The organism is Actinospica durhamensis, assembly GCF_018139695.1.
Lineage (GTDB): Bacteria > Actinomycetota > Actinomycetes > Streptomycetales > Catenulisporaceae > Actinospica > Actinospica durhamensis.
On sequence record NZ_JAGSOG010000131.1, the window covers coordinates 1 to 23,213 of the forward strand.

General features: G+C 73.4%; 24 protein-coding genes and 1 riboswitch. Of the genes, 9 read left to right on the forward strand and 15 right to left on the reverse strand.

What is annotated here, in order from left to right; translation table 11 throughout:
• Positions 1–145: 145 nt before the first annotated feature.
• The 4 genes from KDL01_RS23240 to KDL01_RS23255 form a co-directional block, all read right to left on the reverse strand.
• Positions 146–553, reverse strand: a complete 408-nt coding sequence (locus tag KDL01_RS23240; protein WP_212530694.1) for an SCO2097 family morphological protein — start codon at positions 551–553, stop codon at positions 146–148.
• Positions 554–841: 288 nt separating this feature from the next.
• Positions 842–1,561 (reverse strand): methyltransferase domain-containing protein, encoded by a 720-nt coding sequence (locus KDL01_RS23245; protein ID WP_212530695.1) that lies wholly within the window; start codon positions 1,559–1,561, stop codon positions 842–844.
• A gap of 50 nt (positions 1,562–1,611) precedes the next feature.
• The gene (locus KDL01_RS23250; RefSeq protein ID WP_212530696.1) at positions 1,612–3,072 is read right to left on the reverse strand and encodes a DNA polymerase IV; all 1,461 of its coding nucleotides are present in this window, start codon (positions 3,070–3,072) and stop codon (positions 1,612–1,614) included.
• A 54-nt stretch (positions 3,073–3,126) separates the two neighbouring features.
• The gene (locus KDL01_RS23255) at positions 3,127–4,299 is read right to left on the reverse strand and encodes a PucR family transcriptional regulator (RefSeq protein WP_212530697.1); all 1,173 of its coding nucleotides are present in this window, start codon (positions 4,297–4,299) and stop codon (positions 3,127–3,129) included.
• Between the two features lie 181 nt (positions 4,300–4,480).
• On the opposite strand from KDL01_RS23255, the gene KDL01_RS23260 reads away from it, so the two are divergent.
• Together KDL01_RS23260 and pruA are read left to right on the forward strand one after the other, a co-directional pair.
• Positions 4,481–5,404 (forward strand): proline dehydrogenase family protein, encoded by a 924-nt coding sequence (locus tag KDL01_RS23260; protein ID WP_212530711.1) that lies wholly within the window; start codon positions 4,481–4,483, stop codon positions 5,402–5,404.
• Between the two features lie 85 nt (positions 5,405–5,489).
• Positions 5,490–7,115: an L-glutamate gamma-semialdehyde dehydrogenase gene (pruA, locus tag KDL01_RS23265; protein ID WP_212530712.1), complete on the forward strand. Its 1,626-nt coding sequence runs from the start codon at positions 5,490–5,492 to the stop codon at positions 7,113–7,115.
• 92 nt (positions 7,116–7,207) lie between these two features.
• On the opposite strand, the gene glyA is transcribed toward pruA, so the two are convergent.
• Positions 7,208–8,491 (reverse strand): serine hydroxymethyltransferase, encoded by a 1,284-nt coding sequence (glyA, locus tag KDL01_RS23270; protein WP_212530698.1) that lies wholly within the window; start codon positions 8,489–8,491, stop codon positions 7,208–7,210.
• Positions 8,492–8,519: 28 nt separating this feature from the next.
• Positions 8,520–8,613, reverse strand: a riboswitch (ZMP/ZTP riboswitch).
• A 31-nt stretch (positions 8,614–8,644) separates the two neighbouring features.
• Positions 8,645–9,988, reverse strand: coding sequence for a class I SAM-dependent RNA methyltransferase (locus KDL01_RS23275; protein WP_307846531.1), 1,344 nt, complete (start codon positions 9,986–9,988; stop codon positions 8,645–8,647).
• A gap of 367 nt (positions 9,989–10,355) precedes the next feature.
• Between KDL01_RS23275 and KDL01_RS23280 the strand changes: the two genes are divergently transcribed.
• Together KDL01_RS23280 and KDL01_RS23285 are read left to right on the forward strand one after the other, a co-directional pair.
• Positions 10,356–11,015 carry a potassium channel family protein gene (locus KDL01_RS23280; protein WP_212530700.1) on the forward strand — a complete coding sequence of 220 codons (660 nt, stop codon included), beginning with the start codon at positions 10,356–10,358 and terminating at the stop codon, positions 11,013–11,015.
• Positions 11,015–11,692 (forward strand): potassium channel family protein, encoded by a 678-nt coding sequence (locus tag KDL01_RS23285; RefSeq protein ID WP_212530701.1) that lies wholly within the window; start codon positions 11,015–11,017, stop codon positions 11,690–11,692. Before KDL01_RS23280 ends, KDL01_RS23285 begins: the two co-directional genes overlap by 1 nt.
• Before the next feature lie 84 nt (positions 11,693–11,776).
• On the opposite strand, the gene KDL01_RS23290 is transcribed toward KDL01_RS23285, so the two are convergent.
• From KDL01_RS23290 to KDL01_RS23305, 4 genes are all read right to left on the reverse strand, one after another.
• Positions 11,777–12,529 carry a DUF3159 domain-containing protein gene (locus KDL01_RS23290; protein ID WP_212530702.1) on the reverse strand — a complete coding sequence of 251 codons (753 nt, stop codon included), beginning with the start codon at positions 12,527–12,529 and terminating at the stop codon, positions 11,777–11,779.
• A gap of 98 nt (positions 12,530–12,627) precedes the next feature.
• Complete coding sequence (locus tag KDL01_RS23295; protein WP_212530703.1) at positions 12,628–13,386, reverse strand: DUF3710 domain-containing protein; 759 nt, start codon at positions 13,384–13,386, stop codon at positions 12,628–12,630.
• A 134-nt stretch (positions 13,387–13,520) separates the two neighbouring features.
• Positions 13,521–14,006: a dUTP diphosphatase gene (dut, locus tag KDL01_RS23300; protein ID WP_307846533.1), complete on the reverse strand. Its 486-nt coding sequence runs from the start codon at positions 14,004–14,006 to the stop codon at positions 13,521–13,523.
• A gap of 97 nt (positions 14,007–14,103) precedes the next feature.
• On the reverse strand, positions 14,104–14,751 hold the full coding sequence (locus KDL01_RS23305; RefSeq protein WP_212530704.1) for a PaaI family thioesterase: 648 nt from the start codon (positions 14,749–14,751) through the stop codon (positions 14,104–14,106).
• A 115-nt stretch (positions 14,752–14,866) separates the two neighbouring features.
• On the opposite strand from KDL01_RS23305, the gene KDL01_RS23310 reads away from it, so the two are divergent.
• Positions 14,867–15,349: a DUF3093 domain-containing protein gene (locus KDL01_RS23310; RefSeq protein WP_212530705.1), complete on the forward strand. Its 483-nt coding sequence runs from the start codon at positions 14,867–14,869 to the stop codon at positions 15,347–15,349.
• Between the two features lie 22 nt (positions 15,350–15,371).
• On the opposite strand, the gene KDL01_RS23315 is transcribed toward KDL01_RS23310, so the two are convergent.
• Positions 15,372–15,665 (reverse strand): DUF4193 domain-containing protein, encoded by a 294-nt coding sequence (locus tag KDL01_RS23315; protein ID WP_034269162.1) that lies wholly within the window; start codon positions 15,663–15,665, stop codon positions 15,372–15,374.
• 200 nt (positions 15,666–15,865) lie between these two features.
• On the opposite strand from KDL01_RS23315, the gene KDL01_RS23320 reads away from it, so the two are divergent.
• Entirely contained in the window at positions 15,866–16,384 is a 519-nt protein-coding gene (locus tag KDL01_RS23320) for a gamma carbonic anhydrase family protein (protein ID WP_212530706.1), read from the forward strand.
• A gap of 271 nt (positions 16,385–16,655) precedes the next feature.
• Here the strand turns inward: KDL01_RS23320 and KDL01_RS23325 are convergent, their stop codons facing one another.
• On the reverse strand, positions 16,656–18,110 hold the full coding sequence (locus KDL01_RS23325) for a sensor histidine kinase (RefSeq protein WP_212530707.1): 1,455 nt from the start codon (positions 18,108–18,110) through the stop codon (positions 16,656–16,658).
• Positions 18,111–18,114: 4 nt separating this feature from the next.
• Positions 18,115–18,771, reverse strand: coding sequence for a response regulator transcription factor (locus tag KDL01_RS23330; RefSeq protein WP_212530714.1), 657 nt, complete (start codon positions 18,769–18,771; stop codon positions 18,115–18,117).
• 495 nt (positions 18,772–19,266) lie between these two features.
• Between KDL01_RS23330 and KDL01_RS23335 the strand changes: the two genes are divergently transcribed.
• Positions 19,267–19,440, forward strand: coding sequence for a hypothetical protein (locus KDL01_RS23335; RefSeq protein ID WP_212530708.1), 174 nt, complete (start codon positions 19,267–19,269; stop codon positions 19,438–19,440).
• A 164-nt stretch (positions 19,441–19,604) separates the two neighbouring features.
• Here KDL01_RS23335 and KDL01_RS23340 read toward each other — a convergent pair whose 3' ends face one another.
• A complete protein-coding gene (locus KDL01_RS23340; RefSeq protein WP_307846534.1) occupies positions 19,605–20,420 on the reverse strand; it encodes an inositol monophosphatase family protein in 816 nt (271 codons plus the stop codon).
• Positions 20,421–20,558: 138 nt separating this feature from the next.
• Positions 20,559–21,650: a ferrochelatase gene (locus KDL01_RS23345; protein ID WP_212530709.1), complete on the reverse strand. Its 1,092-nt coding sequence runs from the start codon at positions 21,648–21,650 to the stop codon at positions 20,559–20,561.
• 112 nt (positions 21,651–21,762) lie between these two features.
• Between KDL01_RS23345 and KDL01_RS23350 the strand changes: the two genes are divergently transcribed.
• Together KDL01_RS23350 and KDL01_RS46010 are read left to right on the forward strand one after the other, a co-directional pair.
• Entirely contained in the window at positions 21,763–23,088 is a 1,326-nt protein-coding gene (locus tag KDL01_RS23350; protein WP_212530710.1) for a D-arabinono-1,4-lactone oxidase, read from the forward strand.
• A 1-nt stretch (position 23,089) separates the two neighbouring features.
• A partial coding sequence (locus KDL01_RS46010) for a D-arabinono-1,4-lactone oxidase (RefSeq protein ID WP_212530716.1) occupies positions 23,090–23,213 on the forward strand: 124 nt, incomplete at its 3' end.

Consider the following 23,213-nt stretch of genomic DNA (forward strand, 5'->3'; position numbering starts at 1 on the left):
CTCGCGCGTCCACCCGAAGCTGCGCACCCCGGGCTTCTCCACCGTCGCGATGGGCGTGGTCTCGGCGTTCCCGCGCAGGCGGCCGCGCACGGCCCGGCAGGCTCGGCGTCGGAGTGAACTCCAGTTCACCCCTCGGGCATACGGGTCAGAACTGGTCGCGCTCGCGGCGGTGCTGCCAGCGCAGCTCCATCCGCTGCATGAAGGTGCCCTGCCGCTTCGCCGCGCGGTCTCTGGCCCGCCGCAGCTTGCGCAGCTTGGTGGCGGGCACGATCTCGCCGGGCGCGGGCATGCGCCGCCAACAGCTCCAGACCAGCCAGCCGCAGCCGACCGCGACCACGGCGCCGGCGACCTCGAGGACCACGCGGTGGGAGTACACCCCGTACCCCACCGCCGCGAGCCCCAGGAGCACACCGATCGCAGCGCTCAGCAGACGCAGCCGCAGCCGACCGCGCAGCCGCGAACCCTGCAGCGCGGAGGCGAATTTCGGGTCCTCGTCCTGCAGGGCCCGCTCGAGCTGCTCGAGCAGTCGCTGCTCGTGCTCGGACAGGGGCACGGATTCCTCCTCATGGCGTACCAAGGCGGGCGAGCGGACTGCCGGGAGACCATACGGCAACCGACACGCCCCTCCCCTTCCAAGAATAGGCAGGCCCGCTCCGCTAAGGAACGGGATACCGGGTATTTCCCCCGGACGTGCCGTGCTCACGCCGATCCGGCATCCGCTAGGGCACGGAGTGGGGCCGGGGCCTCACCGCCGCGCTCACGACGGCTTTCCGGGACGGGGACACGGCGGGCCGGGGACCGTTTCGGGGCGCCACGGGGCGCCTCGAGCCGTCCGCGGGCGTTACTCCGGCCGTGCGGCCAGCACGTGCACCTGCGTGGCCAGAGCCCGGAACTCCGGCCGTCCGGCCGTGAGCACCTCGAGCGCGAGCAGGTCCGGGTCGTCCGGCTCCGCGCTGGGCACCAGGTCGGCGAACAGCCGCACGCCGTGCCGGGAGGCCACCGCGAGACCCGCCTGCCGGACCAGCTCCACCAGCGCGTCCTCGGTGAAGCGGCGGCGCACCGGCTCACGCAGCGCGGCCAGCGCGCCGGCCACGTTGCCGCCGAGGGCGCGGGCGACCACCAGCGCGTCCCGGTTCGCGGCGAGCACGCTGGCGATCCCGCCGGGACGCAGCACCCGGCCGGCCGCGCTCATGCCCTCGGCCGGGTCGTCGGCCACCTCGAGCACCCCGTGGCACAGCACGGCGTCGGCGCACTCGGCGTCGACCGCGTCGAGCACACCGCCGAGGTCGCCCTGCACCGCGCGGACCCGCTCGCTCACGCCCGCCTCGGCGGCCCGCCGCTCCAGCGCGGCCAGCGCGTCCGGGCTCGGGTCCACCACTGTGACGCGGTGCCCGAGCCGGGCCAGCGGGACGGCGAAGCCGCCGGTGCCGCCGCCGAGGTCCACCACCGCGAGTTCGCCGCTGCCGGTCCGCGCGGACCGTTCGGCCAATCCCGCGGAGAGCACCTCCCACACCACTCCGGTACGCGCCGACGTCCCCGGATGCGTGCGCTCTAGAGCCACCGCTGAAGTCCTTTCGCTCTACCCGCGCCACAGCCTAGTGGTCGCCGCGCTCAGCCTCCCACGTCCGGCCCGGCCGGCCTCTCCGCCGCGATGTCCGCCTCCTGCGGCAGCGCCGCCCGCGCCACCTCGGCCGAGTCGACCGCTTCGAGGTCCGGATCCGCCACGTCCAGGGTCTTGATCCGTCCCGGCGGGGTGTCGGGCCCCTCGAACCGGACCGTGACCCGCCCGAGCCCGGCGCCCTGCACCCAGCCGGGACCCCACTGCGGATGGCGCACGTCCTGCCCGGCCAGCCAGTGCCGCGCCTCCGGGGCCTCGGGCACCGGCCCGTACATCGTGACCGCGGGCACCGGCGCGGGCTCGGCGGGCGGCGCGTGCGCCTCGTCGGTCTCCGCGCCCTGCGGCGTGTACTCGCCCAGGCCTTCGAGCTCTGCGATCAGGTCGCCCTGGGCGTATTCGGCGAGGGCTGAGATGCCCACGCCGAGCAGCCGGATCCCGCGCATCTGGCCGGTGGCGGCGGCCGCGGCGCCGTCGACCAGGCGCAGCGCGGCCGGAAGCAGCAGCCTGACGTCGTCGGTGGGTCCGGCCAGGGTCTCCGAGCGGGTGACGGTGGTGAAATCGTGGCCCCTGGCCTTGACCGTGACGGTCCGTCCGGTGTGCCCGCCCTCGCGCAGCCGGCGCACCACCCGCTCGGCCAGCTCGGTGACCGCGGCCCGGATGCTGTAGAGGTCCATCAGGTCGTGCGGATAGGTGTCCTCGACGCTGACCGACTTCGCCTCCCGCTCGGCGCTCACCACGCGTTCGTCCCGGCCGCGGGAGAGGCGGAAGAGCTGCCCGCCCCAGGCGTTGCCGAGCAGGCTCACCAGCTCGTGCTCGCCGAGCGCGCGCAGTTCGGCGACCGTGGTGGCGCCCATGGTGTGCAGCCGGTCGGCCGTGGCCGGGCCCACGCCCCAGAGCTTGCGCACCGGCAGCGGGTCGAGCCATCGCTGCTCGGAGCCGGCGGCCACCACGACGCAGCCGTGCGGCTTGTCCGCGTCCGAGGCGACCTTGGCCACCAGCTTGGAGGTGCCCGCCCCGACCGACGCGGTCAGCCCGGTGCGCTCGGCGACCAGCGCGCTGAGCCTGCGGGCATGCGCGCGCACCTCCTGCTCGTCCTTCGGCGGCCCCTGCGTCATGGCCTCGAGGTCGACGAAGGCCTCGTCCATGCTGACCGGCTCCACCAGCGGCGAGAACTCGCGCAGTATGCCCATCACGACCTGGCTGATCTCGTGGTACGCGCCGAACCGGGGGAAGAGGTACGCGGCGTTCGGGCAGCGGCGCCGGGCCAGCGCGGTGGGCATGGCCGAGCCGACGCCGAAGGCCCTGGCCTCGTAGCTGGCCGTGGACACGACGCCGCGCAGGCCGACGCCGCCCACCACGACGGGTTTGCCGCGCAGGCTGGGCTTGTGCCGCTGCTCCACCGCCGCGAAGAAGGCGTCCATGTCGATGTGCAGGATCGACGGGACGGTTCGCATGAGTCCATCGTCCACCAACCCTCTGACACCGGGGCGTAGGCGGCCCGGCGCCGCTCAGTCCAGCCGCGGCAACAGCACGAGCGCGAGGTGCAGGCCGAGCCGGTCGCGGCCGGAGTCGAGGTCGAGGCCGGTGAGCCGCTCGATCCGCTCGAGCCGGTGGTAGAGCGTCTGCCGGTGGATGCCCAGGGCCTGCGCGGTGCGCTGGGCGCTGCCCGCCTCGTCCAGGTAGGCACGCGCGGTCCGGACGAGTTCGGCGCCGCCCTCGCGCAGCAGCCGCTCGATCCCGGGATGGGCCAGCGCCTCGCGCAGGGACGCGTCGGGGGCGACCCCGAGCAGCCGGTGCACGCCGAGTTCGGGCCATTCCCGCTGATCGGCCGGCTCGGCCCGATCGCTCTGCCCGGCCTGGGCGACCCGCTCCTCCCGGAACGCGGCGACCCGGGCCGCGATGCGGGCCTGCAGCCAGGACGCCCGCGCCTGCGCCAGTGTGGCCACCGGGCCGCCGATCCCGGCCACGGCCGGATGCTCCGGCCCCAGCGCCGTCAGGGCCGTGCGGGCCACCGCCCGAGCCGCCGTCAGATCGCCTGCGGCGCCGAGCGGAACGATGAAGGTCGAACTGTGCTCCCCGGTGCCCACCAGCACCGTGCGCGGCAGCCGCCAGGCGTTGACCGGGGCGTCCGCGGCGGTCGGTATCAGGGATCTGAGCACGACCGCGGCCACCGGCACGGCCTCGTCCCTGAACCAGGACTCGGCGATCTCGGCGGCCGCCTTGGCCCGCGTCTCCGGGAAGGTGGAGAGCAGCTCGCCCACCTTCCAGCCGAGGTCGTCGCGCCAGCGCGAGTGCCGGGCCAGCTCCGCCCCGGCCCGCCCGGCCAGGTCGAGCAGCTCGGGCAGCAGCGCCGGGTCGACCGCGCGGTCCTCCAGCAGCCACAGGTATCCGTAGGTGACCGACTGCCAGCGCACCGGCACGCAGACCCGGCCGAGCAGCCGGCGCTGCGGATCGGCCGGGATGTGCATCGGCCCGGCGGCCCGGGCGATGCCGAAGGACTCGTAGTAGCTGCGGACCTCGTCGGTGGACCGGCGGGTCAGGATCGAGTCCTGGCGCACCGCGTCGCCCACGGTGCGGTGGGCGCAGAAGGCCACCAGATTGAACTCGCGGTCCTCAAGGGTGACCGCCATCTCGGTGATCCTGGCCGCCTCGTCCACCAGCTCCTGCAGGTCAGGTCCCATACCGCGCTTCCTGTGACATACCGTCGGGCCTGCCGTTTCAGCCCCGCCCTGCCGATCATCATACGATTGTCTGAAGAATAGTCCGGCGACTGGGACGTCTGTCTCTCGTCGGGGGGCGCCCGGGTTTCCTACGGTATGCGCGAACGACCCGTACCCGCTCCGGAGGCAGTCAGTGGCCGCAGTGCTCTCTTCCGTGTTGCTCAAGGCCTCGCGCAGCCCGTTGGCGCGCCGAGCCGTGACCGCGATCCCCGTCACCCGCAAGGTCGTCGACCGCTTCGTGGCCGGCGAGAACCAGGCCGCGGCGATCGCCGCGGTGCGCGCGCTCAAGGCCCAGGGCCTGTACGCGACGCTCGACCACCTCGGCGAGGACACCACCGACGCCGCGCAGGCCGCCGCCATCCGGGACAGCTACGTCGCGCTGCTCGGCCGCCTGTCCGCCGAGGGCCTCGCGGACGTGGCCGAGGTCTCGGTCAAGCTCTCCGCGCTCGGCCAGGCGCTGCCCGGCGGCGAGCAGCTGGCGCAGGACAACGCCCACGCGATCTGCGAGGCCGCGGCCGCCGCCGGCACCACGGTGACCCTCGACATGGAGGACCACACCACCATCGACTCCACCCTGCGCATCCTCAAGGTGCTGCGGGAGGACTTCCCGTGGGTCGGCACCGTGCTCCAGAGCATGCTGCACCGCACCGAGCAGGACTGCCGCGACCTGGCCTACCCCGGCTCGCGGGTGCGCCTGGTCAAGGGCGCCTACGCCGAGCCCGCCTCGGTCGCGCACCAGGACAAGCCCGAGGTGGACGCCGCCTACGAGCGCTGCCTGGAGATCCTGATGGCCGGGGGCGGCTACCCGATGGTGGCCAGCCACGACTCCCGGATGATCCGGGCCGGGCGCGGCGCCGCGAGTGCGCACGGGCGCACCGCGAGCGACCATGAGTTCCAGATGCTCTACGGCATCCGCCAGGACGAGCAGCTCAAGGCCGCGCGCGCGGGCGAGCGGATGCGGGTCTACATCCCGTTCGGCACCGACTGGTACGGCTACTTCATGCGCCGGCTGGCCGAGCGCCCGGCCAACGTGGCCTTCTTCCTGCGCGCGCTCGTCGGCCGCTGACCGCGCCGCCGCACCCGCACCGCGCCGCACACCCCGCGGCGCCACCGCCACCGACCACCCGTACGTGATCCGAAAGGGAACCACCGTGGACGCCGTCACCCGAGTCCCGCAGCCGGTCAACGAGCCGGTCCTGGGCTACGGCCCGAACAGCCCGGAGCGCGCCCGCCTGCTCGAGGCGCTGACCGACCTGCAGACCCACCCGATCGACCTGACCATGACGATCGGGGGCAGGCAGCGGATGGGCGGCGGGGGCAAGCTCGACGTCGTCCAGCCGCACCGCCGCGCGCACGTGCTCGGCACCCTGGCCGAGGCCACCCACCAGGACACCAAGGACGCGATCGACGCCGCCGCCGCGGCCGCCGCGCCCTGGCGCGAGCTGTCCTTCGACGACCGCGCCGCCGTCTTCCTCAAGGCCGCCGACCTGCTCACCGGCCCGTGGCGGGCCCGGGTGAACGCGGCCACCATGCTCGGCCAGTCCAAGACCGCGCAGCAGGCCGAGATCGACTCGGCCTGCGAGCTCGCCGACTTCTGGCGGTTCAACGTGGCCTTCGCCCGGCAGGTCATCGAGGAGCAGCCGACCTCCAGCGCCGGGGTGTGGAACCGCACCGACTACCGCCCGCTCGAGGGCTTCGTCTACGCGATCACGCCGTTCAACTTCACCGCCATCGCCGGCAACCTGCCCACCGCCCCGGCGCTGATGGGCAACACCGTGCTGTGGAAGCCCTCGGTCACCCAGCAGTTCTCCGCGCACCTGGTGATGCGCCTGCTCGAGGAGGCCGGCCTGCCCGCCGGCGTCATCAACATGCTCACCGGCAGCGGCGTGCCGGTCTCCGAGGTGGCGCTCACCCACCCGGACCTGGCCGGCATCCACTTCACCGGCTCCACCCGCACCTTCCAGCACCTGTGGCGCACGGTCGGCGAGAACATCGAGAGCTACCGCAGCTACCCGCGGCTGGTCGGCGAGACCGGCGGCAAGGACTTCATACTGGCCCACGCCAGCGCCGACCCTGGCGTGCTCAAGACCGCGCTCACCCGCGGTGCCTTCGAGTACCAGGGCCAGAAGTGCTCCGCCGCCTCCCGCGCCTACGTCCCGCGCGCCCTGTGGGAGCAGATCAAGGACGAGCTCGCGGCCGAGGTGGACGGCCTGAGCATGGGCGAGGTGACCGACCTGTCCAACTTCATGGGCGCGGTCATCGACGAGCGGGCGTTCGCCAAGCACAAGGCGGCGATCGACCGGGCGCACGCGGCCGCGGACATCGACGTGCTGGCCGGCGGCACCTACGACGACTCGCACGGCTTCTTCGTCCGCCCGACCGTGCTGGTCGGCTCGAACCCGGACGACGAGATCTTCAACACCGAGTACTTCGGCCCGATCCTGTCGGTGCACGTGTACGAGGAGTCCGACTTCGACGCCGTCATCGCCCGGATCGACCGCACCTCGTCCTACGCGCTGACCGGCTCGATCCTGGCGCAGGACCGCGGCGTGCTGGCGCACGCGGGCAAGGGCCTGCGCTTCGCCGCCGGCAACTTCTACCTCAACGACAAGCCGACCGGCGCCGTCGTCGGCCAGCAGCCCTTCGGCGGCGGCCGGGCCTCGGGCACCAACGACAAGGCAGGCTCCCCGCAGAACCTGCTGCGCTGGACCAGCCCGCGCTCGATCAAGGAGACCTTCGTCCCGCCGACGGACTACCGCTACCCGCACATGGGCTGACGCCTCGGCGTCCAACCCGAAGGGGGCCCCTTCCGCTCAGAGCGCGGAAGGGGCCCCCTTCGGGGTTGTCCGGTCACCCGGTCGCCCGTTGGTCAGCGGGAGAAGCCGGGCATCGGGAAGGCGTCGAGCAGGTCGCGCACCTCGCCGGCCACCGCGTCGAGCTCCTTGGCCACGTCCGCGTCGTCCAGCGGGCCGCGCCCGGCCGCGAGCACCGCGCGCTCGATCCAGCCCGCGAGGGCCGGCATGTGCTCGGTGCGCAGGCCGCGGGTGGTGATCGCGGCGGCGCCCAGGCGCAGGCCGGAGGGGTCGAACGGACGGCGGGTGTCGAACGGCACCGTGTTGAAGTTGAGCTCGATGCCGGCCGCGTCCAGCGCCTTGGCGGCCACCTTGCCGGTGATGCCCTTGTTGGTCAGGTCGATCAGCAGCAGGTGGTTGTCGGTGCCGCCGGAGACCAGGTCGAAGCCGCGCTCGAGCAGCGCCGCGGCCAGGGCCTGGGCGTTGGCCACGATGGCGGCCGCGTAGTCCCGGAACGAGGGCTTGGCCGCCTCGGCCAGCGCCACCGCGATACCGGCGGTGGTGTGGTTGTGCGGGCCGCCCTGCAGGCCGGGGAAGACCGCCTTGTCGATCGCCTTGGCGTGCTCCTCGGTGGACAGCAGCATCGCGCCGCGCGGGCCGCGCAGGGTCTTGTGCGTGGTGGTGGAGATCACGTCGGCGTGGCCCACCGGCGTGGGGTGCGCGCCACCGGCGACCAGGCCCGCGATGTGCGCCATGTCGGCCAGCAGGATCGCGCCGGTCTCCTTGGCGATCTCGGCGAAGGCCGCGAAGTCGATGGTGCGCGGGATCGCGGTGCCGCCGGCGATGATCAGCCGGGGCCGCTCGCGCAGGGCGATCTCGCGCACGTCGTTCATGTCGACGCGGCCGGTCTCCTGGCGCACGCCGTAGTGGGTGGGCCGGAACCACTTGCCGGTGGCCGAGACCGGGGAGCCGTGGGTCAGGTGGCCGCCCATGGGCAGGTCCATCGAGAGCACGGTGTCGCCCGGGTTCATGAAGGCCAGGTAGACCGCGAGGTTGGCCGGCGAGCCCGAGTACGGCTGCACGTTCGCGTGCTCGGCGCCGAACAGCGTCTTCGCCCGCTCGATGGCCAGGCGCTCGAGCTGGTCGACGACCTGCTGGCCCTCGTAGTAGCGCTTGCCGGCGTACCCCTCGGAGTACTTGTTGGTGAAGACGGTGCCGGTGGCCTCGAGCACGGCGGTGGAGACGTAGTTCTCCGACGCGATCAGGCGGATCTTCTCGAACTGGCGCTGGGCCTCGGCCTCGGCCAGCCGGGCGACCTCGGGGTCGGCGGCGGCGAGATGGGTCAGGGCAGGCTGGTGCACGGTGCCTCCAGGTCAGGGTCGACTCGTCGGCGGTCACCCAGGCGCACGGTGCCCACTGCTGCTCTTCGGGCCGCTCCACGGTGGTCGGTTCCACCTCGCTGGCGCCAGTCGCGGTCCACTACCGGAGGATCCTACCGGGACGCGCCGAGCGTTTTACGCCCGTTCCAACTTGGCCACGCACTCCACGTGGTGGGTCATCGGGAACAGGTCGAAGGCGCGCAGGCCGGTGAGCGCGTAGCCCTGCTCGGCGAAGTAGCCCAGATCCCGGGCCAGCGCGGCCGGATCGCAGGCCACGTAGGCGATCACCCGGGGGCGCAGGCCCGCGATCCCGGCCACCACGTTGCGCCCGGCCCCGGCCCGCGGCGGGTCGAGCACCACGACCTCGGCCTCGAAGCCCGCCGGGGCGTCCTTGATGGCCTTGTCCACCCGCTCCTCGACCAGGGTCACCTGCGCGAACTCGGCCAGGTTGGACCGGGCGTCGGCCACCGCGGCGCGCTCGGACTCCACCGCGACCACCTCGCCGTCCGGGCCGACCGCCGCGGCCAGGCCGGCCGCGAACAGGCCCACCCCGCAGTACAGGTCCATCGCGGTCTCCCCGGGACGGGCGTCGACGTACTCGGACACGGCCTGGCTCAGCACGTCGGCCGCGGCCGGGTGCACCTGCCAGAACCCCGACCCGCTGACCTTGAAGGTGCGCCCGGCGGCCACCTCCCGCACCTGGGCCCGCCCGTGCACCCGGGAGGCGCCGCCCTCGCCGTCCCCGCGCAGCACCGAGACCGGGACGTCGAGCTCGACGATGGGCATCCGGCCGAGCGGCTTGGGCAGCGGGGTGACCACGACGGCGCGGTCCGAGGACCCGGTCGAGGCGATCACCTCGACCCCGGCCACCCCGGGCCAGGAGCGGCTCTCCACGCCCACCTCCTCGACCCCGTCGGCGGCGATGGCGCAGTGCTCGACCGGCACCACGTCGTGCGAGCGGCTGCGGCGCAGCCCGATCCGGCCCTGCTCGTCCACCGCGAACTGCACCCGGGTGCGCCAGCCGAGCCCGTCGGCGTCGCCGGGCGCGGGCTCGACCACGACGTGCCGCTCGATCCCGGCCAGCCGGCGCAGCTGCTCCTCGATCACCGCGCCCTTGAGCGCGCGCTGGGCCGCGGGCGTGGCGTGCTGCCAGTCGCAGCCTCCGCACTTGCCCGGACCCGCGTACGGGCACGGCGCGGGCACCCGGTCGGCCGAGGCCTCGAGGATCTCGACCGCGTCGGCGCGCAGGTAGCGGTCCTGCGCGTGCCCCTCGGTCACCTGCGCCACCACCCGCTCGCCCGGCAGCGCGTGCCGCACGAACACCGCGCGCCCCTCGTGCCGCGCCACGCAGAAGCCGCCGTGCGCCACCGGCCCGACCAGCACCTCGAACCGCTCCCCGACGAGCGAGGGCCCGGCGTCGGGGCGCGCGGCGGGCGCGTGGGCGCGGGCGGAGGGGCGAGGCGAGGCGCTGCGCGGCACTGTGTTTCCGATCTCACGTGGATGGCCGGGGCTCCGGCGGGTGACACTCAAGGGTAGGCCGTGCGGGGGCGGGGCACTCGCACCGTCGCGGACGGCTCGCGGCGCAGCGAGGTCCTTGGGGACACGCTTTTCGTCCCCAAGACCGCCCGGCCGAGCAAGCCGCGATCTACCAGTATCGCGGCGCAGCGAGGTCCTTGGGGACACGCTTTTCGTCCCCAAGACCGCCCGGCCGAGCAAGCCGCGATCTACCAGTACAGCTGCACCCGGCGCTGTTCCAGAAAGCGGACGGATGATAGACACGACACCGTGAGGATCGCGCCGCGCCCCTCGCCCTGTGCACCGACGAGCTTCGAGGAGACCTGGCACTGTGCATATCGTGATCATGGGCTGCGGCCGCGTGGGTTCCACGCTGGCCCTGAGCATGGAGGAACTGGGGCACAGCGCCGCCGTGATCGACCAGGATCCGCAGGCCTTCCGCCGACTCGGAGGCGTCTTCCGGGGCCGGCGGGTGACGGGCACCGGCTTCGACCGGGACACCCTGATCGCGGCCGGGATCGAGGGCGCGGGCGCCTTCGCCGCCGTCTCCAGCGGAGACAACTCGAACATCATCGCGGCCCGGGTGGCCCGGGAGACCTTCGGCGTGGAGAACGTCTGCGCGCGCATCTACGACCCGCGCCGGGCCGAGATCTACGAGCGCCTCGGCATCCCGACCGTGGCCACGGTGCGCTGGACCGCGGACCAGATGCTGCGCCGGCTGATCCCGAGCGGCGGCGAGGAGCACTGGCGTGACCCGTCCGGCACCGTCGCGGTGGTGGAGGTGCACGTGAGCCCGGGCTGGGTGGGCCACCGGGTGGCCCGGCTCGAGTCCGTCTCCGGCACCCGGGTGGCGCTGCTGACCCGGCTGGGCAAGGGCATCCTGCCCGAGAACGACACCGTGCTGCAGGAGGGCGACCTGGTGCACGTGGCGCTGAACACCGCCGAGCAGACGCAGGTCGAGGAGATCTTCGCGAAGGGACCTGAACACTGATGCGCGTCGCGATCGCCGGAGCCGGGAACGTGGGCCGCTCCATCGCCGTGGAACTGCTGGAGAACGGCCACGAGGTCCTCCTGATCGACAAGGAGCCGCACCGCATCGCGGTGGACGAGCTGCCCCGGGCGGAGTGGCTGCTGGCCGACGCCTGCGAGATCGCCTCGCTGGACGAGGCGGGCCTGCAGCGGTGCAACGTGGCCATCGCGGCCACCGGCGACGACAAGGCCAACCTGGTGGTCTCGCTGCTGGCGAAGACCGAGTACGGCGTCCCGCGGGTGGTGGCGCGGGTCAACCACCCGAAGAACGAGTGGCTGTTCAACGAGGCCTGGGGCGTGGACGTGGCCGTCTCCACCCCGCGCCTGATGTCCGCGCTGGTCGAGGAGGCCGTCTCGGTCGGCGACCTGGTGCGGGTGCTGCGCTTCAGCCAGGGCGAGGCCAACCTGGTCGAGCTGACCCTGCCGGCCGACGCGCCGCTGGTCGGCACCGTCATCGGCGCGGTGGAGTGGCCCGAGGACACCGCGCTGGTCGCGGTGCTGCGCGGCGGCCGCGTGGTCGTGCCGACCCCGGACGACCCGCTGGAGGGCGGCGACGAGCTGCTGTTCGTCGCGGCGCCGGACCGCGAGCAGCAGCTCGAGGACCTGCTCAACGCCGAGGCCTCGCAGTCCTCGAACTGACGACACGCACGCGGCCCCGGCACCCCCGCGAGGGGATGCCGGGGCCGCGTGCTGTGGCTCTGCGCTGCCGACGGACGGGGCCGCTCAGGATTCGGCGGCCGCCGCGTCCTGGCCCGGCTCGCCAGCCGCGTGCGCCGCCTTGATCGGCGGCAGCGGGGCGCGCCGGATGATCTGCCAGCAGGCGTAGACGACCGCGAGGTAGAGCGGGTAGCTCATGATGATCTTGGCCACGCCGAGCGCGTCGATCTGGTTGGACAGGTACAGCGGCACCTCGACGCACACCCGGAAGGTGAACATGGCCGCGAGCAGCCAGGTGGCCAGGGTGAACGCGCGCGCCCTGGCCGGGCTCTCGCGCCAGGCCATCATCTCGCCGGTGACCGGGCCGAGCACCACCCCGACGATCGGCCAGCGCACCACGGCGCTGACCGAGAACACGATCGCGTAGCCGATGTTGAGCAGCACGCCCGGCAGGTAGAAGCCCTTGGCCTGCCCGGAGAAGTGGGCCACGGCGGCGCACACGAGCACCCCGGCCAGGCCGCCGAGGGCGTGCTGCAGGGTGTCGCGCTTGACCAGCCGGACCGCGCTGAGCACCGCGGCCACGGCCACGGCGGCCCAGATCGCGCCGCCCAGGTTGCGCGAGATGCCGTAGACCAGGACGAACAGGATGCTCGGCAGGCCGACCTCGGCCAGGCCCCGGCGGCCGCCGAAGGCGGCGAACACGGAGGCCTGGTAGGCGGCCAGGCGCTCCTCGTGCGTGGGCTCCGGCGTGGCCGCCTCGGGCGGGGCGGACTCGGCTGCCTGGGGCTGCGGCGCCGCGGCGGCGGCTTCGGCTGACATGTCTGGCATCGTACCTTCCGCGCCCCGCCGCAGCGTAGGAACGCGCACGAGCCCACCCTCGGACCGCGGGCCGGGCCGCACGCCGCGGCCCGCCCCGGTCAACGGATCTCGGTGATCTCGGGCCCGCGCTGGTAGGGGTTCAGGTCGCCGCCGGCGTACGGCGAGCTCGGCTCGGCGGCCGGCTCGGCCGCCTCGTCGGTCGGCCGGGCCTGCGGGGGCAGCCGCAGCGGGATCGGGTCGCGCGGGGCCATCGCCTGCGTGCCGCGCACCACCACGACGTTGCGGAAGACCTGCTCGACCATCGCCGCGGCCTCGGCCTGCACCGCGGCCTGCCCGGAGATCACCGCGCGCAGGAACCAGCGCGGACCGTCGGCACCGAGGAAGCGCACCACCTGCACGCCCTGGTTGCCCTCCGGCAGGCGGACCGGGACCCGCGCGCGCAGCTCGGGCCCGAAGGCGCCCACGCCCTTGTCGATCACGCCGCCCTGCTTGGTGACCTCGATCGAGATCTCGTCGCGCACCTCGGTCCAGATGCCCTCGGAGCGCGGCGCGGCGAAGGCCTGCAGCTGGATCGCGCTCTGCCCGAGCACGACCGTGATCGCCATCACCTGCTGCTGCTCGGAGACCTCGAGGCGCACTTCCATGCCGGGGACGGCGGGCACCAGCAGGCCCCCGAGGTCCACCCGGCCTTCCATGGGGTTGTCCAGTTCCGTGGCGTCCCAGGGCCCCTCGGCCCGTTCGGCGGAGGGCTCGGCCGTACGGCGGTGCGGCGCGGCGTCCTGCTGCGCCTCCTCGCCCTCGTCCGCGGGCTCCAGCCCAGCCTCGTCCGCCGCGTCACGGCCTCGCCGTCGGAACATCGGTCACATCTCCCCATCAGTTTGTCTCGTCGTGCCGGCCTGCGTCCCGCACGGTCCTCGCGCACCGATCGTTTCACTACAGCCGGACTATAACCCGCGGCGGGCGCTTTACCCCCTGCGGGCGGCCGGGCGCACTACCGGCCGGTGGACCCGTGCCCGCCTTCGCCGCGTTCGCTCGGTGGAAGCTGCTCCACCTCCACGAAACGCGCCTGTTCCACCCGCTGCACCACCAGCTGCGCCACTCGGTCGCCCCGGGAGAGGGTGACCGGGCGCGCGCGGTCCAGGTTCACGATGATGAGCTTGATCTCGCCGCGATAACCGGAGTCGATCGTGCCCGGGGTGTTGACCAGGGAAACCCCGTACCGCGCGGCGAGTCCGGAGCGCGGGTGGACGAAGGCCGCGTACCCCGCCGGCATGGCGATGGCCAGGCCCGTCGGCACCACCGCGCGCTCACCCGGCGCGAGCTCCACGTCCACCGCGCAGCGCAGGTCGGCGCCGGCGTCGCCGGGCAGCGCGTAGGCGGGGGGCGGCAGGTCCGGGTCGAGCCTGCGGATGAGGATCTCGACCTCGGCACTCGCGGGGGGCGCTGCCGGTGCGGTCAGGGGTTGCGCGGCGTTCACGCCCGCACCCTACCCCGTCCGCGCCGTCAGGGCGGGGCGGCACGGACACGTGCGGGCCGGTGACTCGACCGGGCCCGCGTGCGCCGGCGCCCGGCGGTCAGGGATTGACGTCGAAGGCGCGCAGCGAGCGGTAGCGCTGCGGGTCCTCGAGCACGGCCTGGACGTCCTCCTGGCGGCCGTGCGTGACGAAGTGCTCCAGCTTGACCCCCACGAACAGCGCCGCGGCCTTCGCCACGAGCAGGCCCTCGGGGCCGTCCAGCCGGGCCTCGGCCCGGTGGTAGAACTTGCGCCCCGCCTGCCCGACGCACCAGGCCCGCAGGTGCACGATCCGGCCCACCGGCACCGGCTTGAGGAAGTCGGTCTCCAGCCGCCCGGTGACCGCGGGCACCCGCAGCAGCCAGCTGACCGTGCCCATGACCTCGTCGAACGCGGCCGAGAGCAGGCCGCCGTGGATCAGTCCGGGCGCGCCCTGATGGGCCTCGGCCACCTTGAACTCGGCCGTCACGGACACCCCGGGACCGGCCGCCACGCGCAGGTGCAGGCCCTCCGGGCGCTGCTCTCCGCAGCCGAAACACTGGTCGTAGTGCGTGCCGAGCCAGGCCCCGGGCTCGGGGGCCTGCGGGTGGCGTTCGGGCGCGACGGCGTGCTCGGGCGGTTCGGTGGGGCCCCGGAAGACCTCGGCCCGCGGCGCGGACGCGTCGTCGTGCGGGTGCGCGGAGGCTCCGTGCCGGTCCTGGTCGGTCATGGCCTGAACATTACTCGCTGGTAACCGCGGCGGGTCCACCGCCCCCGGACCGGCCCCGCGCGCAGGGCGAACCCCGGAATCGGGCACCCGGCGCAGGTGTGTGACCCTAGGACGCATGACCGCTTCCGAGAGCAACGGCTCCTACCGCGAGCAGCTGCGCGCACCCCTGTCCTGGTATCTGATAAGCATTCTGTTCGGCCTCGGCCTGGGCATCATCTTCCTGGTCGTCGGCCCCTGGCAGGCGCTGGCCGGACTGGTCGGCGGAAGCGCCCTGTCGGCCTGGGTGGTGTTCTCCTACGGCCGGATCACGATCCGGCTCGCCGACGGAAGCCTGCACGCCGGACCGGCCGTGCTGCCGCTCTCCGCCCTCGGCGAGGCGCGCGCGCTCGACGCCGAGCAGGCCCGGGCCCTGCGGACCCAGGACGCCGATCCGCGTGCGTACCTGCTGCTGCGCAGCTACGTGAGGACCGCGGTGCGGGTCGAGGTCGTCGACCCCCGTGACCCGCACCCGTACTTGTACCTTTCTTCGCGGCACCCCCAGCGGTTGGCCGCGACGATCGCCGGCGCCACTGCCGGTGCGAACGCCGCGGCCCGCTAGGTCCGCTCCACGCCCGGCGTGTTCACGCACAGTCCCGGCACACCGGCTGGCCGTCGCGCTCGAAGGCGAGTTGCGACTGGTGGTGTACCAGGAAACAGCGGGAGCAGGTGAACTCGTCGGCCTGCCTGGGCAGGACACGGACGCTCAACTCCTCCCCGGACAGGTCTGCACCGGGAAGTTCGAGCGACTCGTTGTCGCCCTCCTCCAGGTCGACCACGGCGGCGGTCTTGTCGACCCGCCGTGCCTTCAACTCCTCCAGAGAGTCCTCGTTGAGTTCATCGTCGGTCTTGCGTGGCGTGTCGTAGTCGGTAGCCATTTTCCTCTCCCCCTTCAGGCGGTTCTTTGGTCGTTCAGGGCACGTAACGTATCGGAAGGCAAAGTTGTGCCCGATCCGAGGCGCAGATTTTGCCTTACTTCAAGGGGTGTTATGCAACCGACACCCGACCTAATCAGCCGTTCGGGTGGTCTGGCAGGATGTTCCGCACCTGCGCCACCCCTGTCTGGAAAGGCCCGTCGATGCCCGTCTACGCCCTCGGCGACCTCGTTCCGCAGATCCATCCGCAGGCCTACATCCACCCGGAAGCCACGGTGATCGGCCAGGTCAGCGTGGGTGCGGGCAGTACCGTATGGCCCGGCGCCGTGTTGCGCGGGGACTACGGCCGGATCACGGTCGGACAGGCCACCTCGATCCAGGACGGCGCCGTGATCCACGCCACAGAGGAGCTCGAGACCGTGATCGGCAGCCGATGTGTCGTTGGTCACATCGCCCACCTCGAGGGATGCGTGGTGGAGGACGACTGCCTCGTCGGTTCGGGCAGCGTGGTGCTCCACCGGGTCGTGGTGCGTTCCGGTGCGCTCGTGGCCGCGGGCGCGGTGGTCTCCCCCGGAACGGAGGTTCCGGCCCGGGCGATGGCCCTGGGCGTCCCGGCGAAGCTCCGCCTGGACGCCGTGACCCCCGGAAGCTTTGCCGACGCGGTGTCGAGATACACCGCCAACGGCGAGCTGTACGCCAAGCAGTTGAGAAGAATCGACTGAGCTCGGCGGAGGCGTCCCCGCGGACCCTCGCCACGGGTCCTTCGGGCGCTCCCGGGCACGCTCGGGCCGGGGTCTCGCCGTCGCGTATGCCCGCCGGCGCGCCCCTCTACACGCCTTCCGGTCGGTCCGCAGCCGCCCCGCCGCACCGCCCGGACCCCACGCGGCCTGCCCGAGAGCCCGCCACGCCGCCGCAAAGCCCCCGCCACGCCCCGGCGTGGCCGGCCAGGCCGTCCTGGGCTCGGCCCCTCGCGTGCGGCCCGCAGCCGCCCGCTCAGCGGCGCGCCGAACCCCGGTGCGTCGCCCCGCGGCCGCCGGAACCGCCGGCCGGGGTCGGCACCCACACCCGCACGATCAGCCCGCCCTCCGCTCTGGCCTGCACCGCGATCCGCCCGCCGTGCGCCCGCACCACCGCGCGCACGATCGAGAGCCCGAGCCCGGCCCCGCGGTCCTCGGCCCGCCGCGGCGCGTCCGGCGCCCGCAGCCGCCGGAACGGCTCGAACAGCGACTCCACCACCCCCGCGGGCACCAGCGGCCCGCTGTTGGCCACCACGAGCAGGCCGTATTCGCCCTGGTCGTAGGTGACCACGTCCACCCAGCCGCCGACGTGCCCGCTCGCGCCGCCGCCCGCCACCAGGTTGTGCCGCATCGCGTTGTGCACGAGGTTGGTCGCGACCTGCTCGAGCAGCGCCGCGTCCCCGCGCACCGTCACCGCGTTCAGCTGCGTCCGCAGGTGCAGCCCCCGCTGGGCCGCCTCCGCGCCGCTCATCGCCACGACCCCGCCGACCAGCTCGTCCCAGCGCACCGGCGCCGGCGCGAGCACCGCCTGGTCCGCCTTGGACAGCGCGAGCAGGCCCTCGATCATCCGCTCGGACCGCTCGTTGTTCGCCAGCAGACCCTGCGCCAGCACCACCGTGTCCGGAGGCGTGTCCGGATCCGCCAGCGTCACCTCGAGCAGCGTCCGGCTCACCGCCAGCGGCGTGCGCAGCTCGTGCGAGGCGTTCCCGGTGAACCGCCGCTGGCTCTCGAACGCCGCGTCGAGCCGGTCGAGCATCTCGTCGAAGGTCTCGGCGAGCTCGTACAGCTCGTCGCGCGGCCCGTCGAGGGCGAGCCGCGTGCGCGCGTCGAGCGAGCCCTCGCCGCGCCGCGCGATCTGCCGCGCCGCCGCCGAGACCCGGCTCAGCGGCCGCAGCACCCGCCCGGCCACCCAGTAGCCCACCGCGAACACCACGACCCCGAGCACGGCCAGCCCGATCAGCGCGGCCAGCAGGATCTGCTGCAGCGTCTCGGCGTGCACCGCCCGGGTGCACGCGTCCTGCTGAGCCACCGTCAGCTTGAGCCCCTTGAGCCGGTCCGCGGCCGTGAGCCGGCACCAGTTCGGCAGATCCGCCCGCGGATGGTTGAGCCGCCACTGCACCAGCACGAACGTCACCGCGGTCAGCACCGTGCCGAACACGACGAATAAGGCCACGAAGATCAGCGCGAGCTTCGCCCGCACCGGCAGCCCGGACCGACGCGCCGCCGGGCCGGGCGGTACCGCAGGCTGCAGATAGTGCCCCGACGCGGTGAGCGGAATGATGGTGCGGGCCAGGGGATCGCGCTCCGCGCCACCGCCCTCGCCGCCACCGCCTCCGACACCTTCCGGGCCCGCCGCCGCACCCGCAGTGCTCTGCTCGTTCACGTTCTCCGCCCGCATCCCCGGGAACTGCCCGGCCCGCTCCGTACGCACCCCGTCAGCCGATCCGATAGCCGGCGCCGGGCAGCGTGAGGATCACCTGAGGTTCGCCGAGCCGTCGCCGCAACGTCATCACCGTCACACGCACCACATTGGTGAACGGATCCGCGTTCTCGTCCCACGCCTTCTCCAGCAACTGCTCCGCACTCACCGCGGCGCCCCCGGCGCGCATCAGCACTTCCAGCACGGCGAACTCCTTGGGCGAGAGCGCCACCGCGCGACCGTCCCGCGTCACCTCGCGCCGCGCCGGATCCAGCCGGACCCCGGCGGCCTCCAGCACCGGCGGCAGCGCGGGCACAGCCCGACGTCCCAGCGCCCGCACCCGCGCCACCAGTTCGGCGAACGCGAACGGCTTGCCCAGGTAGTCGTCCGCGCCCAGGCTCAGCCCGGCCACCCGGTCGGCCACCTCGGCCGCGGCCGTGAGCATCAGCACCCGGGTCGCCGCGCCCTGCCCCACCACCTGCAGGCACAGCTCGTCCCCGCTCATCCCCGGCAGATCGCGGTCGAGCACCACCACGTCGTACTCGTTCACCCCGATCCGCTCCCAGCCCTCGGTCCCGTCGTAGGCCACGTCCACGGCCATCGACTCCCGCCGCAGCCCGCGCGCTATCGCGTCCGCCAGCAGCTGCTCGTCCTCCACCACCAGCACCCGCACCGCCACACACCCGCCTGTATCATTCGCGAAACCACAACCACACCCGGCACGCGCCGCCGTCCGGGGCACGCCCCGCCATCATGCACCCCGGCAGCTAAGGACGCCGTCAGTATCGGCCGCCCCCGACCGGGCGGACAGATCACCGCAGACCGTTGCGAACCGACGCCGCGCGGCCCGCGCGCCGCCCCATCCGGCCACCCCGGCCGGACCGCCCGTTCGACCGCGCCGAACGCCCTGAGCGAACCGAGGTGAACACTCGGAGATCGGCAGTTTGAAACTTCCGGGGGGCGGGAAGCTGTCATTCACACGGCCCAACTTCGCGCCCCGTGGCAATCTCAGCGTCATCGGGGTGTGGGCACGTCACCGCGTCCGTTGCACCACGGCTCGCCGCGCTCTCCCCCGTTCGCGGCCGCCGGGCGCACCCGAAGCCCGGGTCCGACCACGACCCTCCCGTCCCGGGCCAGCCCCTCCAGTACCACGAGCACAAGGAGCACCATGGGAGAGTTCGCCGCCCGTCTGCGCCAGAGGATCGAAGACACCGAGGCCGCTCTGCGCCGCGCCATGACCGCCAGGGACGTGTACGCGGTGCAGGTGGAACAAGGTGAACTCGACTCTCTGCTGCGCATCGCCGCCGACCACGGCGTCGATCCCCGCGCCGTCGCGGCCTGAGAGCCGCCCGCGCCGGGCTCACGGGCTCGGCGCCGCCGACCGTACGCCCGCCCCGCCGCGCTCCTCGCGGAGCCGGCCCGCAGCACGTCAGCACCGATCTCCGCGAAGCCCCGGCGGCCCGCCCGCCGCACTTTCGCGCTGAGCCCGCCCGCTCCGGCGGCCGCTCAGTAGCCCGGCTCGTCCGCCCCGAGGCCCACCAGGGCCTCGTGCAGCACCGGAAAGAGCGCAGGCCCGGCCGCCAGCACCATCGACTCCGAGGCGGGGGTCCCGTGGAAACCCTCCACGCGGGCCCCCGCCTCCGTCGCGATCAGGGCCCCGGCGGCCCGGTCCCACGGCTGCGTGCCGCGCTCGAAGTAGCCGTTCACCCGCCCGGCCGCGACCGAGCACAGGTCAAGCGCCGCACTGCCGCCGCGGCGGATGTCGCGCACCCGCCCGACCAGCCCGGACACGATCCGCCCCTGCTCGGCCCGGCGCTGCGCCCGGTAGCCGAACCCGGTGGCCACCAGCGCCCGGTCCAGACCCTCGGGCTCGAGCACGCCGAGGCGCTGCTCGCCGAGCCAGGCCCCGCCGCCACGTACGGCCGTGTACAGCTCTCCCAGCTGCGGAGCGAGCACGAGACCCGCCACGACCTGCCCGTCCACCTCGGCGCCGATGGACACGGCCCAGGCCGGCAGCCCGTAGAGGTAGTTCACCGTCCCGTCGATCGGGTCGATCACCCAGCGCACCCCGCTCCCGCCCTGCTCGGTGCCGCCCTCTTCACCCAGGAAGCCGTCGTCGGGGCGGTGGCGCCGGATCGCCGCCTTGATCATCTTCTCGGAGGCCGTGTCCATCTCCGTGACGACGTCGGTCGGACTCGACTTCGTACTCGCCACCCCGAGCTGCGCCGGACGTCCCTGCACCAGCAGCACCGCGGCCTCCTCGGCCGCCTCCCGCGCCGTGGCCAGCAGTTCCCTCGGGTCCACGTCCGCCGCCACCGTCACCGGGTCTCCCTCTCGCTCTCGCCCGAACGCGCACGCCGTTGCGACGCCCGCGTTCGGCTCTGCTCTGTTCGGCCGTGCCCTGTTCGGCTCTGCCGTGCTGCTCTGTTCGGCTCTGCTCTGTTCTGGTCGGTCCCGCGGTCAGTCCCGCCCGCACAGCGCCGGCTTGCCCGCCCCGCGCGGGTTCGGGCAGCACCCGGGCGCGCAGAGGTCCGGCATCGCGCCGAGCCCGCTCAGCCCGGCCCGGGTGACCGTCTCGCCGCGTTCCACCGCGGCCCGCTCGGTCAGCAGGTCCCGCACCAGCGCCACGAAGTCCGGACGCGTCCCCGGCGTCGCCGCCCTGGCCATCGGCAGCCCGAGCTCGGCCGCGACCTGCGCGGCCTGCGTGTCCAGATCGTAGATCACTTCCATGTGGTCGGAGACGAACCCGATCGGCACCACCACCACCGCGCGCGCCCCGGCGGCCGCGCGGTCCCGCAGGTGGGCGCACACGTCCGGCTCCAGCCACGGCTGCGTCGGCGGCCCGCTGCGGCTGCAGTACACCAGCGTCCAGTCCCGCTCCACCCCGGTCCGCTCGCGCACCGCGTCCGCGACCAGGCCCGCGACCGCCTCGTGCTGCGGCACGTAAGCACTGGTCTGCGCGTACGACAGCGGCACCGAGTGCGTGACGAACACCACCTCGGCCGCGTCGCGCAGCTGCGGCTCGAGCCGGTCGAGCGCCTCGAGCGTCGAGGAGACGAACGGCCCCACGAACCCCGGATGGTCGAAGTACGCCCGGATCTTGTCGATCCGCATCACGTCGAGCACTCCGGCCTCGGCCGCGGCCGCCGCGAGGTCCTCGCGGTACTGCCGACAGCCCGAATACGACGAGTACGCCGAGGTCACGAACACCAGCGGCCGGCGCACCCCGTCCGCCGCCATCCGCCGCAGCGTGTCGGCCAGGAACGGCTGCCAGTTGCGGTTGCCCCAGTACACCGGGACCCCGATCCCGTGCTCGGCCAGATCCTTCTCGACCTGCGCGATCAGTGCCCGGCACTGCGCGTTGATCGGGCTCACCCCGCCGAACAGGAAGTAGTGCTCCCCCACGGCCGCGAGCCGCTCGCGCGGGATGCCGCGCCCCCGGGTCACGTTCTCCAGGAACGGCACGACCTCGTCCGGGCCCTCCGGCCCGCCGAAGGACAGCAAAAGCAGCGCGTCGTACGGCTCGGCCGAGGCGCTCACGGACTCCACCATGTGCAAATCCTCGCACGCGGACGCAGGGCCCCTTGACGCCAGGTCTACGGTCAAGTTGGCTTACCCCCTGCGAATTGTCCGCCTGCTAGCGCCCCCGCAAGATTGGCCCAGGATGAGCACTCTCCCGACCGAAGCCGCCGCGACCCGGACCTGGACCAACTGGGCCGGCAACCAGCAGGCCCGGATGCGCCGCGTGGCCGCTCCGAGCAGCCCGCAGGAGGTCGCGGAGACGGTGCGGGACGCCGCGGCCCGCGGCATGACGGTCAAACCGGTCGGCTCCGGCCACTCGTTCACCCCGGTCGCGGTGACCGACGGCGTGCAGATCCGGATGGGCAACCTGGCCCGGCTGCGCGGCGCCGACCCGGCCAGCGGACTCGTCACGGTCGAGGCCGGCATGGGCCTGTGGCGGCTGAACGAACTGCTGGCCGAGCAGGGCAGAGCACTGACGAACATGGGCGACATCCAGGCGCAGACCGTCTCCGGCGCGATCGGCACCGGCACCCACGGCACCGGCCGCGACAGCGCCTCCATCGCCGCGCAGGTCGCCGGCCTCGAGTTGGTGCTGGCCGACGGAAGCCTGGTCAGCTGCTCCGCCGACGAGCACCCCGACCTGTTCGAGGCGGCCCGCATCTCCCTCGGCACCATCGGCGTGATCACCGCCGTGACCTTCCGCACCGAGCCGGGATTCCTGCTCGAGGCGCGCGAGGAGCCGATGCGCCTGAACGAGGTCCTGGACCGGTTCGAGGAGCTGCGCACCGAGAACGAGCACTTCGAGTTCTGGTGGTTCCCGCACACCGCGATGACGACGGTCAAGCGCAACAACCGCACCGAGGGCCCGGCCCGCCCGCTCTCGCGCCGCCGCGAATGGTTCGAGGACGAATTCCTGTCCAACACCTTCTTCGCCGGCGTCTGCCGCGTCGGCCGCGCCGCCCCGCGCGCCATCCCGGTGATCAACAAGGTCGCCGCGAAAGCGCTCTCCGCGCGCACCTTCGTGGACCGCTCGGACAAGGTGTTCACCTCCCCGCGCACCTTCAAGTTCGTGGAGATGGAATACGCCCTCCCGGTCGACGCGGCCGTCTCCGCCCTGCGCGAGATCGAGCGCCTGATCGCCCGCCAGAACCTGCGCGTCAACGTCCCCATCGAAGTGCGCTGCGCCCCCGCCGACGACCTGTGGCTCTCCACCGCCCACGGCCGCGAGACCGTCTACCTGGCCTTCCACGTGTTCCAGGGCATGGACCAGACCGCGTACTTCGAGACCGCCGAACAGATCATGATCGCCCACGAAGGCCGCCCCCACTGGGGCAAACTCCACACCCGCGACCACGACGACCTCGCCGCGATCTACCCCCGCTTCAACGACTTCCTCGAGGTCCGCGAGAAGACCGACCCCGACCGCATCTTCGCCAACGCCTACACGCGCCGGGTATTCGGGGCCTGAGATGGAATACGCCCTCCCGGTCGACGCGGCCGTCTCCGCCCTGCGCGAGATCGAGCGCCTGATCGCCCGCCAGAACCTGCGCGTCAACGTCCCCATCGAAGTGCGCTGCGCCCCCGCCGACGACC

Coding starts and splice junctions, on each gene's coding strand:
- KDL01_RS23310 (WP_212530705.1), top strand. CDS start 14,867: ATGACCGCTTCCGAGAGCAACGGCTCCTACCGCGAGCAGCTGCGCGCA.
- KDL01_RS23305 (WP_212530704.1), bottom strand. CDS start 14,751: ATGACCGACCAGGACCGGCACGGAGCCTCCGCGCACCCGCACGACGAC.
- KDL01_RS23320 (WP_212530706.1), top strand. CDS start 15,866: ATGCCCGTCTACGCCCTCGGCGACCTCGTTCCGCAGATCCATCCGCAG.
- KDL01_RS23255 (WP_212530697.1), bottom strand. CDS start 4,299: ATGGGACCTGACCTGCAGGAGCTGGTGGACGAGGCGGCCAGGATCACC.
- KDL01_RS23335 (WP_212530708.1), top strand. CDS start 19,267: ATGGGAGAGTTCGCCGCCCGTCTGCGCCAGAGGATCGAAGACACCGAG.
- KDL01_RS23315 (WP_034269162.1), bottom strand. CDS start 15,665: ATGGCTACCGACTACGACACGCCACGCAAGACCGACGATGAACTCAAC.
- KDL01_RS23350 (WP_212530710.1), top strand. CDS start 21,763: ATGAGCACTCTCCCGACCGAAGCCGCCGCGACCCGGACCTGGACCAAC.
- KDL01_RS23295 (WP_212530703.1), bottom strand. CDS start 13,386: ATGTTCCGACGGCGAGGCCGTGACGCGGCGGACGAGGCTGGGCTGGAG.
- KDL01_RS23290 (WP_212530702.1), bottom strand. CDS start 12,529: ATGTCAGCCGAAGCCGCCGCCGCGGCGCCGCAGCCCCAGGCAGCCGAG.
- KDL01_RS23285 (WP_212530701.1), top strand. CDS start 11,015: ATGCGCGTCGCGATCGCCGGAGCCGGGAACGTGGGCCGCTCCATCGCC.
- KDL01_RS23250 (WP_212530696.1), bottom strand. CDS start 3,072: ATGCGAACCGTCCCGTCGATCCTGCACATCGACATGGACGCCTTCTTC.
- KDL01_RS23345 (WP_212530709.1), bottom strand. CDS start 21,650: ATGGTGGAGTCCGTGAGCGCCTCGGCCGAGCCGTACGACGCGCTGCTT.